Annotated in this window: 11 protein-coding genes; 6 read left to right on the top strand and 5 right to left on the bottom strand. The window is 66.1% G+C overall.

The window, feature by feature from the left end; genetic code table 11:
• Positions 1-328: 328 nt before the first annotated feature.
• Complete coding sequence (locus NX02_RS17335; RefSeq protein WP_025293468.1) at positions 329-2,206, bottom strand: ABC-F family ATP-binding cassette domain-containing protein; 1,878 nt, start codon at positions 2,204-2,206, stop codon at positions 329-331.
• Between the two features lie 87 nt (positions 2,207-2,293).
• Here NX02_RS17335 and NX02_RS17330 point away from each other — a divergent pair, with 87 nt between their 5' ends.
• Positions 2,294-3,412, top strand: a complete 1,119-nt coding sequence (locus NX02_RS17330) for a 2OG-Fe(II) oxygenase family protein (RefSeq protein ID WP_025293467.1) — start codon at positions 2,294-2,296, stop codon at positions 3,410-3,412.
• A gap of 112 nt (positions 3,413-3,524) precedes the next feature.
• On the opposite strand, the gene NX02_RS17325 is transcribed toward NX02_RS17330, so the two are convergent.
• From NX02_RS17325 to NX02_RS17315, 3 genes are all read right to left on the bottom strand, one after another.
• Positions 3,525-4,418 carry an IS3 family transposase gene (locus tag NX02_RS17325; RefSeq protein ID WP_025293466.1) on the bottom strand — a complete coding sequence of 298 codons (894 nt, stop codon included), beginning with the start codon at positions 4,416-4,418 and terminating at the stop codon, positions 3,525-3,527.
• Entirely contained in the window at positions 4,415-4,825 is a 411-nt protein-coding gene (locus NX02_RS17320) for a helix-turn-helix domain-containing protein (RefSeq protein ID WP_025291248.1), read from the bottom strand. The genes NX02_RS17325 and NX02_RS17320 overlap by 4 nt, the downstream gene beginning before the upstream one ends.
• A 146-nt stretch (positions 4,826-4,971) precedes the next feature.
• Positions 4,972-5,919 carry a helix-turn-helix transcriptional regulator gene (locus NX02_RS17315; protein WP_025293465.1) on the bottom strand — a complete coding sequence of 316 codons (948 nt, stop codon included), beginning with the start codon at positions 5,917-5,919 and terminating at the stop codon, positions 4,972-4,974.
• A 97-nt stretch (positions 5,920-6,016) separates the two neighbouring features.
• Between NX02_RS17315 and NX02_RS17310 the strand changes: the two genes are divergently transcribed.
• On the top strand, positions 6,017-6,775 hold the full coding sequence (locus tag NX02_RS17310) for an SDR family NAD(P)-dependent oxidoreductase (RefSeq protein ID WP_025293464.1): 759 nt from the start codon (positions 6,017-6,019) through the stop codon (positions 6,773-6,775).
• 246 nt (positions 6,776-7,021) lie between these two features.
• On the opposite strand, the gene NX02_RS17305 is transcribed toward NX02_RS17310, so the two are convergent.
• On the bottom strand, positions 7,022-9,142 hold the full coding sequence (locus NX02_RS17305) for a beta-galactosidase (RefSeq protein ID WP_084718299.1): 2,121 nt from the start codon (positions 9,140-9,142) through the stop codon (positions 7,022-7,024).
• Between the two features lie 556 nt (positions 9,143-9,698).
• Between NX02_RS17305 and NX02_RS17300 the strand changes: the two genes are divergently transcribed.
• The 4 genes from NX02_RS17300 to NX02_RS17285 all read left to right on the top strand — a co-directional run bounded on the left by NX02_RS17300 (position 9,699) and on the right by NX02_RS17285 (position 16,403).
• Positions 9,699-10,871, top strand: coding sequence for a TetR family transcriptional regulator (locus NX02_RS17300; protein ID WP_047099808.1), 1,173 nt, complete (start codon positions 9,699-9,701; stop codon positions 10,869-10,871).
• Between the two features lie 116 nt (positions 10,872-10,987).
• Complete coding sequence (locus NX02_RS17295) at positions 10,988-13,483, top strand: TonB-dependent receptor (RefSeq protein WP_084717867.1); 2,496 nt, start codon at positions 10,988-10,990, stop codon at positions 13,481-13,483.
• 5 nt (positions 13,484-13,488) lie between these two features.
• Complete coding sequence (locus tag NX02_RS17290) at positions 13,489-14,952, top strand: CehA/McbA family metallohydrolase (protein ID WP_025293460.1); 1,464 nt, start codon at positions 13,489-13,491, stop codon at positions 14,950-14,952.
• A 143-nt stretch (positions 14,953-15,095) separates the two neighbouring features.
• The gene (locus NX02_RS17285) at positions 15,096-16,403 is read left to right on the top strand and encodes a glycoside hydrolase family 1 protein (RefSeq protein ID WP_025293459.1); all 1,308 of its coding nucleotides are present in this window, start codon (positions 15,096-15,098) and stop codon (positions 16,401-16,403) included.
• Positions 16,404-16,505 lie beyond the last annotated feature (102 nt).

The raw sequence follows: 16,505 nt of genomic DNA, 5'->3' as shown, positions 1-16,505 counted from the left end.
GGCAGGACGAAAGGAAAGGGGCCGGACGGGAAACCGTCCGGCCCCTTTTTGTTGAGCCCGCGCCCGCGACAGGGCCCGAGAGGGCGCTTCGCCAGGATGTACCGCTTGCTGGCCTGCCGACTTCGGCGGTCAGGGCGCCCTCGCGGCACGCGGCACGCGGCGGCGCCGTGGCGCCGACACGCGGCTGCCGCCGGCCGAACTCGACATCATCCGCCAAGCGGCGGCGGCATCGGTCTGGGCCGCGGTGGTGGCGAACGCCGACGCGATCGGCGGGCGCTATCCGGAGGATTGCGCGGTCCGAGCGTTGCTGGCGGACGAACCCGTGGTCTCAAGCCGCCTCGGCGGCTGCCTCCAGCGCTTCGCTCGCCTCCAGCCAGCGGGCCTCGGCTTCCTCCAGCGCGCGTTCCACCCGGCCGCGTTCCAGCATGAGCTGGCTCGTCGTCAGCTTCGCGTCCGCGGGGGAGGCGGTCGACCGGTCGAACATCGTGCGGTCGATCTGCGAGCGGCGGTCGCCGAGCTTTTTCACCTCGGCTTCGGCGGCCTTCACCGCGTCGCGCAGCGCCTTGCTGCGCTCGCGCGCCTCGGCAGCGGCCTTGCGCGCCTCTTTGCCGGAGACCTTGGGCTTGCCCCCCGCCGCCGGGCCCTTGCCGAGGATGAAGTCGGTATAATCTTCGATGCTGCCGTCGAAATCGGTGGCGGTGCCGTCATCGACCAGCACCAGCCGGTCCGCCGCAGCCTCGATCATGTGGCGATCGTGGCTGACCACCACGACCGCGCCCTCATAGGCGTTGAGCGCCTGCACCAGCGCTTCGCGCGCGTCGACGTCGAGGTGGTTGGTCGGCTCGTCGAGGATCAGCATGTGCGGCGCCTCGCGGGTGATCAGCGCCAGCGCCAGCCGCGCGCGCTCGCCGCCCGAAAGCTTGCGCACCTCGGTGGTCGCCTTGGCACCGGAAAAGCCGAAGCGGCCGAGCTGCGCGCGTACCGCGGCCGGCGTCGCGCCCTTCATCTGGCGCGTCATATGCTCCAGCGGCGTATCGGCGCCGTCGAGCTCCTCGACCTGGTATTGGGTGAAATAGCCGACGCGCATCTTGCCGCTGGCGTTCATCTCCCCTTCCATCGGCGCGAGCTGCGCGGCGAGCAGCCGCGCGAGCGTGGTCTTGCCATTGCCGTTGCGGCCGAGCAGCGCGATTCGCTCCTCCGGGTCGAGCCGCAGGTTCAGGCGCCGCAGGATCGGCTTGCCCGCGGTGTAGCCCACCGCGGCCATGTCCAGGGTCACCAATGGCGGGCGCAATGCCTGCTGCGGGCTGGGGAAGTCGAACGACAGGCTGGGATCCTCGGCGACCGCGGCGATCGGCTTCATCCTCGCCAGCGCCTTCACGCGCGACTGCGCCTGCTTTGCCGTGCTCGCGCGCGCGCTGTTGCGGGCGATATAATCCTGCAGCTTGGCGCGCTCGGTCGCCTGCTTCTCGCGCGCCGATTCGAGCTGTGCGAGCCGCTCGGCGCGCTGCGTCTCGAACGCGTCGTAGCCTCCCGGATAGAGCGTCACCTTGCCCTGTTCGAGGTGGAGGATGTGGTCGACGACATTGTTGAGCAGGTCGCGCTCATGGCTGACGATCACCATCGTCGCGCGATAGCTTTTGAGGAAATTCTCCAGCCACAATGTCGCTTCGAGGTCGAGGTGGTTGGAAGGCTCGTCGAGCAACAGCAGGTCCGGCGCGGAGAACAGCAGCGAGGCGAGCGCGACGCGCATCTTCCAGCCGCCCGAATAGCTGTCGAGCGGGCGCTGCTGCATCTCCTCGTCGAAGCCGAGGCCGACGAGGATGCGCGCCGCGCGCGCCGGCGCGGTGTGCGCGTCGATCGCGTTCAGCCGCTCGTGGATCTCGCCGAGCCGGTCGGGATCATGGCTGTGCTCGGCCTCCTCCAGCAGCGCGGCGCGCTCGGTATCGGCGGCGAGTACCGTTTCGAACGGGGTCGCGTCGCCGGAGGGTGCCTCCTGCGCGATATAGCCGATGCGCGCGCCCCTGGGCATGTCGCAGCTGCCGCCGTCGGGCTCGCTCTGCCGGGCGATGACCTTCATCAGGGTGGACTTGCCCGCGCCGTTGCGACCGATCAGGCCGACGCGCGAGCGGGGGGGCAGCGCGGCAGTGGCGCTGTCGAGGATCGTGCGGCCGCCAAGGCGCACGGTGATGCCGTTGAGTGAAAGCATTGCGCGCCGATAGCAGCGACTTGGCCCGAAGTCAGCATCTCCGCGGATGCTTGCCGAGGCGTTTTGGCCGCCATAGAACCTCGGCCCATGGCAACGCTGCTCAACTTCGGCCAGCCGGCCCCCTGGTTCCACGCCCCCGCGCTCGCGGGCAACCCCAACTTCGCGTTCAACACCGCGGGCGGGCATTATGTGCTGATGCTGTTTTATGGCAGCGCCGCGCATCCTGCAGCGCAGCAGGCGCTGGCGCAGGTGCAGGCGAACCGGGCGCTGTTCGACGATGATCGCGCCTGCTTCTTCGGCGTCACCATCGATCGGAGCGACGAGGCCGACGGCCGCATTGCCGCCGCAGTGCCGGGCATCCGCCATTTCCTCGATTATGACCGCAAGATCAGCGCGATGTATGGCGCGCTGCCCGATCCCGAGAAGCCCGACGCCTATCTGCCGCACTGGGTGCTGCTCGATCCCGCGCTGCGGACATTGGCGGTGATGCCGGTGGCGGACGGCGAGAAGATCTTCGCGCAGCTCCGGCAGCTGGCGGCGCAGCCGATGCCGCAGGGCCACGCGCCGGTGCTCGTGATCCCGCGCGTGCTCGAACCCGAACTCTGCCGCCACCTGATCCAGCTTTACGACGCTGGCGGCGGCACCGAATCGGGCTTCATGCGCGAGGAGGACGGGATGACCGTGCTGCGCCGCGATTATACCCACAAGCGGCGGTCCGACTTCGAGATCGTGGATGAGGATCTGCGCAAGACGATCAACCGCCGCATCATCCGCACGCTGGTGCCGGCGATCCAGCGCGCCTTCCAGTTCCACGTCACCCGCATCGAGCGCTGGACGGTGGCCTGCTATGATTCGTCGGTCGGCGGCTATTTCCGCCCGCACCGCGACAACACCACCAAGGGCACCGCGCACCGCCGCTTTGCCTGCACGATCAACCTCAACGCCGAGGAGTATGAGGGCGGCGAGCTGCGATTCCCCGAATTCGGCCGCGCATCCTATCGCGCGGAGACGGGCGGGGCGGTCGTCTTCTCCTGCTCGCTGCTGCACGAGGCCACGCCGGTGAGGACCGGCCGGCGCTACGCCTTCCTGCCCTTCTTCTACGACGATGCCGCGGCGCGGATCCGCGCGGAGAACAGCAAATATCTGAGCGAGGATGTCGCCGCCTACGCGGACAAGCCGCGCGAGGAGAGCGAAGCGGCGGAGTAGCTCGCCTGCGATGAGGGGCCAGCGCCGCACCCTCCGACCAAAGGCTGAGGTCGGGTTCCGGGGACAGCGAGTTAAGTTTCGTGGAGTGCCCCCGATCGATGAGACACGACAATTAGGGACAGCGATTTGCCGTCACGGCCAAGGGCTGCTGCGCAGCAGCCCTTGGCGAGATATGTTCATACTCATCGGGAGATCTGTAGGCCAAGGCGGAGTGGAGCCGCTGGCGATTGTAAATCTCCTCGAGGAATGAGCCGATGTGTTTCGCGGCATCGGCGAGGTCGCGATAGTCGGCGCCGTTCACCTCCTCCTGCTTGAGCGTCTTCATGAAGCTCTCGGCCATGGCATTGTCATAGGGGCATCCAACCCGGCTCATGCTCGGCAGGATGCCGGCCGCCTCCAGCCGGGCGATGTAATCGCCGCAGGCATATTGGATGCCGCGATCCGAATGGTGGACGAGGCCACCCGCCACAACGGGGCGCCGTTCCAACGCCATCGTCAGCGCATCGAGCGCCAGTTCGGCGCGCAGATGATCCGCCATCGCCCAACCGACCACCTTGCGGCTGAACGCGTCGAGGATGACCGCCAGATAGACGAACGCCTCGGCCAGGCGGACATAGGTGATGTCCGCAACCCACAACTGGTTGACCTCGCTCGGATCGAGGTGGCGCGCCAGATTGGGCCATATCCGCCAGCCATGGCGCGAGTCCGTCGTCGCCGGCCGGAAGATCGGCTTTCTCACGCACAGCAGATTATCCTCCCGCATCAGCTGCTGCACCCGCTTGTGGTTGATGTGCCAGCCGTCGCGCTTCATCAGTGCCGTGATCCGCCGATAGCCATAATGCCGGTTCGCCAGACACAACTGCTGAAGCTTGTCGCGCAGCGCCGTCTCTTCCTGCTTCGGAGCATAATCCTGCCATCGTCGATAGAAGGCTGCGCGGGGCACTTCGGCCAAACGGCACAGCTGCTCCACCGACAATTTCGATCCCGAGCCCTGCAGACCGGTCATCGCCTGGATCTGGGCGATGACCCCGTCACGCCACCGCCGTCGCTCGGCGGGGGTGACGCCTCGATGCGCTGCAAGGCACCCTTGAAAAAATCCAGCGCCACCTGCTGCTCGCCGACCTTGCGCTCCAACTCGGCGATCTGGCGGCGAGCCTCGGCAAGATCGCGTGCCCGTGCCGCCGGCCCACGCGCCAGCGCCATCGCCGCTTTCTCTGCCCGCTTCGGCCGGCCGGGGCCGTCCCGAAGTGCCTCCTCCCCGCCATCGCGAAACGCGTCGCGCCAGCGGTACAATATCGTGCGCTTGACGCCCAACTCTCGCGACAACGCCGTCCCGCTCTCGCCGGCCACCATCCGCCGGACAACCTCAAGCTTGAACGCCCGGCCAAATCTTCGTCGAACAACCTTGGACATGCTGCCCTCCCCATAGGGCCGTCCCTTATTTCACTGTCTCAATCTAGGGGGGCACTCCAGTGCGTTTGCCCGACCAAAGTTTCGTATTGTGTCTCCGAAATTAGACTAGACCGCCAAAGCCGATGGTCACGACCCCCGCTCGCCGATCAGGCGATGGCGCCTTCGAATTCGCCTGCTGCCATGCCGGGCGATGCGCCGGCGGCCTCGCGTGCATAGCGGGCGGGCGACACGCCGACGTCACGCATGAACGCCACGCTGAAGGCGCTCGCCGAGCGATAGCCCACTTGCAGGGCGATTTCGCCCACGCTCGCCTCCCGCTTGCGAAGCAGGTCCTTGGCCAGAGCCAATCGCCAGGCCTTCAGATATTCCATCGGCGCCATGCCCACCGCGCTCTGGAACCGCTCATGGAAACCCGATCGCGACAACGCCGCCTCGCGTGCCAGTTCGGCCACCGTCCAGCCATGTTCGGGCCTGGCATGCATGCCCCTGATCGCCGTGGCCAGCCGCTCGTCCGACAGGCCGCGCAGCAGCCCGGGGGAATCTCCCAGCTCGGCGGTCGATCGTAACGCCTCGATCAAGAGGACCTCCAGCAAATGCTGCAACACCATCTCCCGCCCCGGCTTGCTGCCCACCGCCTCGTCGCCGAGCAACTGCATCAGCATGGCGAGGCGATGCTCGCCCCGCACCACGACCAGTTCGGGCAGCAGCGACGACAGCAAGGTCGCGTCGTCCGACTGGAAAATGCAGTAGCCGACCAATGCCCGCATATCGATCGGGCCATCGATGCTGCCGACCCGATACGCGCCTCCGGGCAGGATGACCGGATCGATCATCATGTCATTGTCGGCGCTGGGCACGTCACTCCACATCATGAAGTCCTGCGCGGACGGGATCAGGATGAAATCGCCCGCATTGACGATGACCTCGCCGCTCCGCTGATCCCGGTAGCGCACGCTCCCCTTCAGCACGGCGACATAATAGGGATTGGGCGATTGCGTCCGCCTGACCCGCCATGGTCCGGAGCCGGTGACGCATTTGGAAAATGGCGCGCCCGGCTGCAGCAAGCCGACGATCTGCGCGAGGGGATCAGCCATTTTGGACTCATTCGAAATAAAGTTGGACGATTAAATATAGAACGTCCAGTCGCCGATAACCATCTCCTGTTCGGCCAATCAGGAACAGGATCATGCCATGACTGAACATCCACGCATCGCACTCGTCACCGGCGCCAATCAGGGCATCGGGCTTCAGATCGTGACCGACCTCGCCGCCGCCGGCCTCACGGTTTTGCTCGCCTCGCGCAACCTCGACCGCGGCAAGGCGGCAGCGCAAACCGTCGACGGCGACGTTCATCCCATCCAACTCGACGTCACCGACGAAGCGTCGATCCGGGCCGCTGTCGCGCACGTCGAACGGCAGTTCGGCCGCCTCGACATTCTCGTCAACAATGCCGCCATTTCCCGCGCCAATGGCGAGGAAAGCGAGACCATGCAGGACTATGTCCAGCGCTCGCGGGCGACGCTGATCTCCGTCGACGAAGTGCGCACCATCTGGGAAACCAATGTCTTCGGCGTTCTCGCCGTCACCCAGGCCTTCGTGCCCCTGCTGCGCAGGTCGACGGGTGCCCGCATCGTCAACGTCTCGAGCGGCCTCGGCTCGCTCACCGTCAACGCCGCGCCACACCCCCACCGGGCGACCTTCAACCCCGGCTATGGCGCCTCCAAGACCGCGCTCAACGCCATCACGCTGGCCTTTGCCATCGATCTTGAAGCCGAAGGCATCAAGGTCAACGCGGTGACGCCCGGCTTTACGGCGACTGCGCTCAACAATTACGAGGGCACCGAGACCGTCCAGCAGGGTGCCGCCGAAGCCGTCCGCGTCGCGCTCCTCGGCAGCGACGGCCCGACCGGCACCTTCACGGCGTCGATCAACGAAACCTGCCCCTGGTGATCGGGCCAAGGTCCGCCGGCGCCCCGCCGGCGGACCGACGCCGAACTGCCCGACTTCGAGTTCGCGACCCGGGGGCGCGCCGCTGGATCGCAAGGAGCCAGCCGGCAACGCGCCCAGATTGCGACCGTCCGCCCGATTGAACGCCGATGCCGGAAACGGTCCTTCGTTCAGCTTGTTTGCGGACGGCTGGGACTGGGTGGGCCCCCAAAGGCCAACCGATACAAACAAGCAGGCCCTCGCTCCATCTTAACGTCTGTCGTCTAGGATCACCACGCCCCAGGGGTCAATTGTAGAAGCCGCTTGCTTGCCAGTCAGAAGATCTGCTCCGTCAGCAAGCTCCCTGGGTATATTTTGCTTCTCTCGTGAGTAGTTCAGCAGATAGCGGACACGACTGCCATCCGTCAGAGTGCCGCTACGCACAATAAGAGGGAACCGGGCTGCATCTGGCCAAACGACGCCAGCTCGTTTGGCCGTGTCTGTCAGGACACCCTCGATCAGCGCGTCCGATGGCATGAAGCCAATGTAGGTTACCTCCCCTTTGCCGTATGAGTTGCGGGTGATCGCAGCATAGTCGGGCCACGAATGATGTTCGAAGCGGGCAATCACCTTGGCGGTCGTCGGGGTTAGAAATTCCATCCACCAGCGCGCCTCGAGGTCCTTTCCGCTGAGACCGTATGGCTCTGACCCGATCTTGACCCCTTTGGGTTCGGTGAATAGCTGATAGGTCACTCCCGCTGCTTTCGCGATTTCACCCGGCTGACTGGTGTATCGCACCTTGGTGTCCTCATTGGAGAACCCGCTTTTGAACGTATAGACCAGGTGGCCGCCAGATTCGGCAAAAGCATTCAGCCGAGCAATTTCCTCATCGCTTGCGGAATATAGCGCCGGCACAACGATCATCTTGTATTTCGATAAATCGAAATCTCCATCAGGCGATATGATATCCGCCTCTATATTTCTCCTGTATAGCGCATCATAAAAAGGCCGCATCACCTGGTTGTATTCGATGTTGCCAGGTAGCTTGAATGAGTCGAACGCGCTTTGCGCCCGATTGCTGACATAGATGGCAACGTCATTGCTCTTCTTCAGATCTGCGAGCTTCGGCCCAAGGCGCTTTATGTCAGCTCCAATGTCCTTCGCGGCATGATAGACTTCATTCGGTTGATAGTCTTGGGCCAGCAATCCGCGCCAGTAGGTCTCGACCGCGTTTGACGTTGTAGCCCAGTGCCAATAGGCGACCATGTTCGCGCCTGACGCGAGATGGCTAAAGGCTTGCAGCCGCAGTTGGCCGGGATAGGGTGTCCATTGTACCCATCCTTGCGCCTCGGTCTCCATAACGTAGTAGTTCGCGCCGCCTTTGAGCGAGCGAGCGAGGTCGCCGCCGAAGGCAATCTCCACGCCTGTCAGGTCATCTTGAGTCGGGTGGTAGATGTCCATGCCGGCAACGTCGAGCGGTCGGGCTGCTTTCCAATGGTTGACCTCGGGCTGAATACCGTAAGAGGTTTTCAGCCAGCCCAGGTCAAAGTTCTGAGTGATGAACTGATCCTGGCGTGCATGCTTGCGAACGAGTTCCGTTTGCCACGCCAGAAAATCCGTTACGAGATCTCTTTGAAATTCGGCGAAGGCGTTTTTGACGCTCGCGTTCATTGTTCCGGTTGTCGAAGGAAAATCTTCCCACCGGTTAACCCGATTGCTCCAGTAATCGAGACCCCAGGCTTTGTTCAATTTATCGAGGCTGCCCCATTTTTCCTGCAGCGCCTTCACGAATGCAGCCTGCACGTTCGATCCCGCCGTGTCGTATGGCTTCGTTTCGTTATCGACCTGATAGCCGATCACCGCCGGATGTTGAGCAACATGGGCGATCAGATTCTCGATGACCCGCTTAGCCGCTGCGCGATAGTGCGGGTTCGTAATGTCCATGTTCTGACGAACGCCGAACCTGGCCTGCCCCTCCGGTCTCGTCACCAACACATCCGGATGCTGACGGGCGAGCCAAGTTGGGATTGCATATGTCGGCGTGCCGACGATGACTTTGATGCCATATCTCTGGGCCGCTGAAAGCATGCGATCGACATGGCTGAAATTGAAGATGCCCGGCTGCGGTTCAAGCGTTCCCCACGTCGATTCGGCGATCCGAACGACCGTGATGTTCGCCTCTTTCATCAGCCGGAAGTCTTCATCGATGCGATCGGCGGGCGTGTATTCATCATAATACGCCACCCCGTAAAGAATCGACTGCGGTGTGCGATCGGGATGTTGCGTTTGGGCTTGTACGAAGGACGGGCAATACCAGGTCGCAGCGAAAGCGGAGATGGCGACAAGCCTCGACAGCTTTAACTTGGTTATCCGATTCCAGTTTTTCCGCATTTCCTGCATTCCCTAGTCGAGGCTTGCATTACATCGTTCGACACGATCACCGCGCCCGCACCGTCTTCCAGCAGCGTCCGCCGGCTGATGGCCAAGCGCGGCGGCGCTTGTTTCCGCTCACGCGACCTGCCGTGCGATGCATCCGGGGACGGTGCAGCGCGAACGTGACCGCTCGTTTTCATTTATGCAACCTCGATCTCTCCTGTGGAATCGAGTCCCGAAAATGACGCTGCCCAGGGCTGTGCCGACCGGCGGACGCTGGGGGAGAACAATGGCTTAAGGAATGAAAGGCGACGGACGAAATCCTGCGCAATGCCAGGAAGGCTGCTCGCACTCGGCCGTTCGCGCCGCCCCTGTCTGCCATTCCTAACGGAGTTCCTGCTGCATTTTTTGACCCGGGGGTCGCTGACGGTAACACCAAGTTTGATCATGACGTCCGCCAGTGGGGCGTACGCGCCATCCCCCAGGCGAGGGGACGGAGCACCGCCTGCTCGCTTGCTCCCGGCCCGGCGATGCCCGAAAGCAGGCGCCGTTGCCCACCCTCGTCAGGATGCCAATGTCGTCTCGTTCCACTCTCATCAGCAATGCGGGGGCGGTGATCGCCGCGCAGGGGATGCGCGGGCTCAGTTTGCGGGCGGTGGCGGAGCGGGCGGGGATTTCGCTGGGTTCGCTCAACTATCAGATCGGCGATCGCGCGGCGCTGGTCGAGGCGGTGATCGCGGATGGGTGCGAGACGCTGGCCGCTTGGCATGATGGCTGGCTGGCGCGGCTGGCGGGCGTGGCGCTCGACGAACCGGCGGTGCTCGCCAGCATCATCCTCGCCTATTTGGAGGATGCCGCCGCGCAGCAGCCGCACCTCGCCATCAGCCTCGCCGAACTGCTCGTCTGGGCGGGGCAACAGCCGGGCGGGGTGGCCGGGTTCGCGCCGGTCGTCGCCGAGCATGACCGGTTCTGGACGGCGGCGCTCGGCGATCATCCCGATGGTGCGCGGCTGGCGGCGGCGATCGGCGGCTATTGCCGCGACGAGATCGTCTTCACGCTCGCGCTGCGCCACCTGCCCGAATATCGGCTGCTGCGCGACGCCACGGTCGCGCGGCTGGCGGCGGGGTTCGCGCCCACCGGCCCGTTTCGCGACGATGCGCTGTTCGACCGGCTCGTCGCAGCGGCGGCGGGGCCGGCGGCGGGCGTGTCCGCAGCGCCCGAACTGGCCACCGAGAAGCGCGCGGCGATCGCCGGCTGGGCGGCGGACGTGATCGAGGCGCAGGGCGTCGCGGCGCTCACCCACCGCGCGGTGGCGGCGGTGGGCAAGGTTTCCGCCTCCACCATCGTCCATCATTTCGGCCCGAAGGATGAGCTGCTGCGCGCCGGGCTGGAGGCGCAGTATCGCCGCATGACCGGCGCCTTCGCCGCCGCCGCCGACCATCATCGCGATGTCGATGCCGCGCGGAGCGGCCGCGTCGTGCTGTGGCTGACGCACATCGTCGCGCTGGAGGCGGTGCGCGACCCCACCTTCATCCCCTATGCCATCGATATGCGCCGGCGGCGTTCGGAGAATGTCCGCGCGATGATCAGCAGGGCGATCTCGGGCGGCCCCGATCTCGACCGCGCCGCGATCCAGGCTGCGGTGATCGCCGCGCTGGGCGTCGTGCTCGATGACGATGCGCTGGGCCGCGACGGCTGGGCGCGCTCCGCCGCGTTCCAGCAGCGCATCGCGTTGCGCCAGCGGTGATTTGAACAAGTGATCTAATTTCGGCCTTTATAACGGGGAAGATATCGAACAATCGTCTTAATCCTGTAACAGGCCGGCCGTAGGTGGCCCTCATCTCGATGGGGGAGCCGTATTCCATGTTTCGTTCGCAGACAGTTTCGCTGGTCCCGTGCCTGACGGCGCTGGGGCTGATCCTTGCCGCCACGCCGGCGTTCGCGCAGACCGCGCCCGCGCCGGAGGACGCGGCCGCCTCGGCCGACGAGGGCGGCGACATCATCGTCACCGGCACCGCGCGCGCGCAGCGCAAGTTCGATGTTTCCTACGCGGTCACCAGCCTCTCGCAGGACGATATCAAGACGCTGGCGCCGCTGAGCTTCGCCGACCTGTTCAACCAGATCCCCGGCCTCCAGGCCGAATCCACCGGCGGCGAGGTGCAGAACAATTATCGCGTGCGCGGCATCCCCAGCGATAGCGGCTTCTCGACCTTCCAGCAGGACGGGCTGACGCTCTACCACGACAATGACGGCATCTTCTTCAAGGGCGACGTGCTCAACCGGCTCGACCTGATGACCGAGACGGTGGAGGTCGTGCGCGGCGGCCCGGCGCCGATCTTCGCGAGCAACGCCGCCGCGGTGTTCAACCAGATCACCAGGCGCGGCACCGATACGCCGCACGGCGCGGTGCAGGTGACGGTGGGCGATACCGATCTCTACCGGCTGGATGCCTATGCCTCCGGTCCGCTCGGCGCGCGCACCTATTTCGCGGCGGGCGGCTTCATCCGCTATCACGAAGGCTATCGCGACAACGGCTTCCCCGGCGACAAGGGCGGCCAGTTCCGCGCCAACATCGTCCATGAATTCGACAATGGCGAGATCCGCCTGCACGGCACCTATCTCAACGACCAGAACGTCTTCTACCTGCCGATCCCGCTCGCCGATCCGCGCAACCCCTCGGTCTCGCTCGATCCCTTCATCGATTATTTCAAGGGCACGCTGAACACCCCCAGCCTGCGCAACGCGCGGATGCTGTTCGGGGACGGCGCCGGCGGGGTGGGCGTCGACGATCGCGATCTCGGCGACCAGCGCCGCACCCGCTTCTTCAACATCGGCCTCGATTATGAAGGCGAATTCGGCGACTGGCTGATCGCGGCCAAACTCAGCCACACCAAGGGCAAGGTCGATCTCGACGCGCTCTATTCCACCACCAACCCGGCGGATGCGGATGTGTTCGCCGCAGGCTATCTCACCGCCGCGCAGGCGGCGTTCGGGCCGGTCGCGTCGCTGCGCTATGCGGTGGGCGGCACCAACGGTGCCACGCCCTATGATCCCGATGCGGCATCGGGCCTCGTCATCACCGGCCAGTATCGCGCGGCGACGGGCGATTTCGCCTCCACCCAGGGCGATCTGCGCGTCACCCGCAGCATCCGCACCGGCTTCGGTACGCACGACGTGGCGGTCGGCCTCTATGGCTCCGCCTACGGCACCGATTTCGCCACCCGCTACCAGGATTATCTGCTCGAGGTGGCGGGCCAGCCGCGCACCCTCGATCTGATCGCCTATTCCGCCGCCGGCACCGCGCTCGGCTCGGTCACCGACAATGGCGTGCTGCGCTATGGCACCACCGCGATCGGCGGCAAGTCGGAGATCACGATGTACGCGCTCTATGCCAATGACAATTGGCAACTGAGCGACCGGCTGCGCATCGATGCCGGCATCCGGCACGAACGCTACAGCTTCGGCGGGTTCAGCCGCGGTTCGGTGGCGGTCAATCTCGGCAATGCGAAGACACTTGCGGACGATGCGACGCGCACCTTCGCCGCCAATGCCACCCGCGTCGACTTCGATCTCGACGCCACCAACTGGACGGTGGGCGCCAATTTCGACCTCACCCGCCGGCTGGGCTTCTATGGCCGCGTCTCGCGCGCGTCGCAGATGCCGAGCGAGCTGACGGTGATCCTCGGCAGCAAGCCGGTGGTGAACCGGGCCAACCAGTATGAGGCGGGGGTGAAGGTGGATCTGCCGCGCTTCTCGCTCTACCTCACCGGCTTCTACACCAAGTTCGATCCCTACAACGCGTCGTTCATCGCCTATAATCCCGCGACCGGCCGCAACGACCAGACCTTGACCTTCATCGGCTCCGCCGAGACCAAGGGCGTGGAGATCGACGCCACCGTGCGGCCGTTCGACTGGTTCTCGCTGGCGGGCAGCTTCACGATCAGCGATCCCACCATCTCCAACCTCGTCAACGAGTTCGGCGCGGATGCGGCGGCGGTGGAGGGCAACCAGATCAGCCGCCAGCCCAAGGTCTACGGCAATATCCGCCCGACGGTGCGCTTCGATCTCGGCGAGGCGAAGGTCGCGACCTACCTGCGCTGGAATTATCGCGGCCGCCAATATGTCGACCTGTTCAACCAGACCGCGCTCGCCGCCTATGACACGCTGGGCGCCGGCGTGACCGTTTCGTGGCGCGACTGGGCGTTCCAGGTGGTGGGCGACAACATCACCAACGCGCATGGCGTGACCGAGGGCAATATCCGCGGCGATCTGCTCAACGGCCAGGGCACCGCGGAGGCGGTCTATGGCCGCCCGATCTTCGGCCGCAACGTGCGGTTCGTCGTGACGCGCTCATGGTGAGGCTGATGCGGCGCGTGCTGGGCGCCATGCTGCTGGCGCTCGCCGTGCCGGCGATGGCGCAACTGCCCGACCGCGCGGCGGACCGGGTGCTGGAGGGGCAACTCACCGCCGCGGACGGCGCCACCTATCGCAACCTCGATTTCACCGTGCCGGAAGGAACGGGCCGGCTGGTCATCGCGCTCGCGCATGACGGCGATCCGAAGGCAAGCCTGATCGAACTGGGGCTCGCCGACGCGCAAGGCTTTCGCGGCGCCAGCAGCCGGCGCAGCGAAGTGACCCTCGCGCCGGCCGATGCGACGCCGGGCTATCTGCCCGGCCGTATCGGCGCGGGCGCGTGGCAACTGCGCTTCTCGGTCGGCTTCCTGCCGGCGGGCAAGCCGCTCGGCTGGACGGTGAAACTCTGGTTCATGAAGCCGGGCGAGCGGCTGTCGGCGCGGGTGCCCTCGCGCGGGCCGGGCTGGTATCGCGGCGACCTTCACGTCCATAGCGGGCACAGCGACGGATCCTGCGCCAACCCTGCGGGGGTGACGGTGCCCTGTCCGCTCTATGCGACGATCGCCGGCGCGGCGGCGCGCGCGCTCGATTTCCTGATGCTGACCGAACACAACACCGTCAGCCAGTTGCAGGTGATGCGCGAACTGCAGCCCTTCTTCGACCGCACATTGCTGATCGCGGGGCAGGAGGTGACCACCTTGCACGGCCACATCAATGTGTGGGGGGTGGAGGAGCCGATCGACTATCGCATCGCGCCGGGGCTGCGGACGTTCAACGAGATCGCCGATCGCGTCCATGCGCTCGGCGGGCTGCTATCGATCAACCATCCCGCCGCCCCGACCGGGGTGACCTGCCTGGGCTGTGGCTGGTCGATGCCCGATGTCGATTATGCGCGCGTCGATGCGGTGGAGGCGATCAACGGCGGCATCATCGCCACGGTGGATGGCGGCGACCCCGAGGGCAAGCTGAGCAACCTGCCCTTCTGGCTCGATCGTCTCGCCGCCGGCGACGCGCTGGTCGCGGTGGGCGGCAGCGACAGCCATGACGGCACCGCCGCGCCGGGCACGCCGCTGGCGCTGGGCTATCCGGTGACGGTGGTCCATGCCGAGGGGCTGAGCGAGGCCGCGATCCTCGCCGGCATCAAGGCGGGGCGGGTGTTCGTCGATCTCTCGATGGACCCGGCGAGTCTGCTCGACCTGTCAGTGAGCGACGGGCGCCGCACGGTGGCGATGGGCGGCGTGATCGCGGCGTCGCGCGGCCTGACCGCGCAGGTCCGCATCGCCGCGGCGAAGGGCGCGCGCCTCGAACTGCTCGACGGCGCGACGGTGCTGGCGACGCGGCCGGTTCCGCCGGGGGAGGCGGTACTGACCTTTCCGCTCGCGCTGTCACGCGCCCGCCACGCGATCCGCGCACAGGTGCGCGGTGCCGACGGAAGGATCCTGCTCATCTCCAACGCGGTGCGGATCACCGGGTGAGGGGGCAGTCGCACCAGGCGTAAAGCCTCGTCGGCCGAACACTGGAATGCTGCGCATTCCGCAGATCGTGCTGCGCCCGATCTGCCCCTCACCCAACCCTCTCCCCCAAGGGGAGAGGGCTTTTCGCCCTACGGAACCCACCCATGACCCTCACCCGCCGCACCATGGTCGCCGGCACCGGCCTCCTCACCACCGCCGCCGCGCTTCCGCTGCCCAAACCCGCCCCCGCCAGCACCGACTTCCTCTGGGGCGTCGCCACCGGCGCGCATCAGATCGAGGGCGGCAATATCGCGTCGGACAGCTGGCTGCTCGAACATGTTCGCCCCACGCTCTACCGCGATCCCTCGGGCGATGCCTGCGACTCCTGGCATCGCTATCGCGAGGACATCGACCTTACCGTCGCCATCGGGTGCAACGCGCTGCGGATGAGCGTGGAATGGGCGCGGATCGAGCCCGAGCCGGGGCGCTTCTCGCAGGCGGCGCTCGATCATTATGCGCGGCTGCTCGATCATGCGCGCGCGCGCGGCGTCGCCCCGCTCGTCAACCTCGTCCAATTCTCCTACCCGCGCTGGTTCGCGGCCGCGGGCGGGTTCGAGCGGCCGGAGGCGGCGGAGCGGTTCGCCGCCTATGCCGATCGTGTCGGCCGTGCGCTGGGCGATCGCTTCGCCGCCGCCGCCACCTTCAACGAACCCAATGTCGTGGAGGTCGTGACATGGACGCCGCAGCGCCTGGGCGGCCTTGCCGACCATCCGGAATTCCGCGCGATGAAGGCCGCCGCCGAGCGCGCGACCGGCAGCGCGCATTTCGTCTCGATGCTGACGGGCGATGTCGCGACGATGCAGCCGGTGATGATGCGCGCGCACGCGCTCGCGGTGGAGGCGCTGCGCGCCGGCGCCGGCCGCTATCCGATCGGGGTGACATTGGCGATCAACGAGGAACAGGGCGTGGGCGCGGGGCATCTGGCGGACGCCAAGCGCGACGCGGTCTACCTCCCCTGGCTGCGCACCGCGGCGGCGCATGGCGACTTCATCGGCGTGCAGACCTACACCCGCAACTTCGTCGGCCCCGCCGGCACGTTGCCGCTCGCCCCCGATGCCGATCGTACCCAGGCCGGCTATGAATTCCGCCCCGAGGCGCTGGAGGCGGTGATCGCCTATGTTGCGCGCGTGACCGACAAGCCGATCTACATCACCGAAAACGGCGTCGCCGCCGACGACGACCGCCGCCGCATCCATTTCCTCGACCGCGCCCTCGCCAGCCTCGCCCGCGCGCGTGCCGGCGGCGCCGACGTGCGCGGCTATTTCCACTGGACGCTGCTCGACTGCTTCGAATGGCTCCACGGCTATTCGCGGCAGTTCGGGCTCGTTGCGGTGAACCGGCAGACCTTCAAGCGCACGCCCAAGCCGAGTGCGTGGCATTATGCGCGGTTGATTGGGCAACAGACGGTGTGAACCGGTTCGGCGGAGGGACGCGCCGACATCCTGGTTGCCTCCTCCCCCACACACATCGTCACCCGGCCTTGAGCCGGGATCCCGCTTCTTCTGCTTTACCCA

The organism is Sphingomonas sanxanigenens DSM 19645 = NX02 (assembly GCF_000512205.2).
GTDB classification, from domain to species: domain Bacteria; phylum Pseudomonadota; class Alphaproteobacteria; order Sphingomonadales; family Sphingomonadaceae; genus Sphingomonas_D; species Sphingomonas_D sanxanigenens.
The sequence above is the reverse complement of the archived record's forward strand: the minus strand, read 5'-3'. Positions and strand labels throughout refer to the sequence as shown.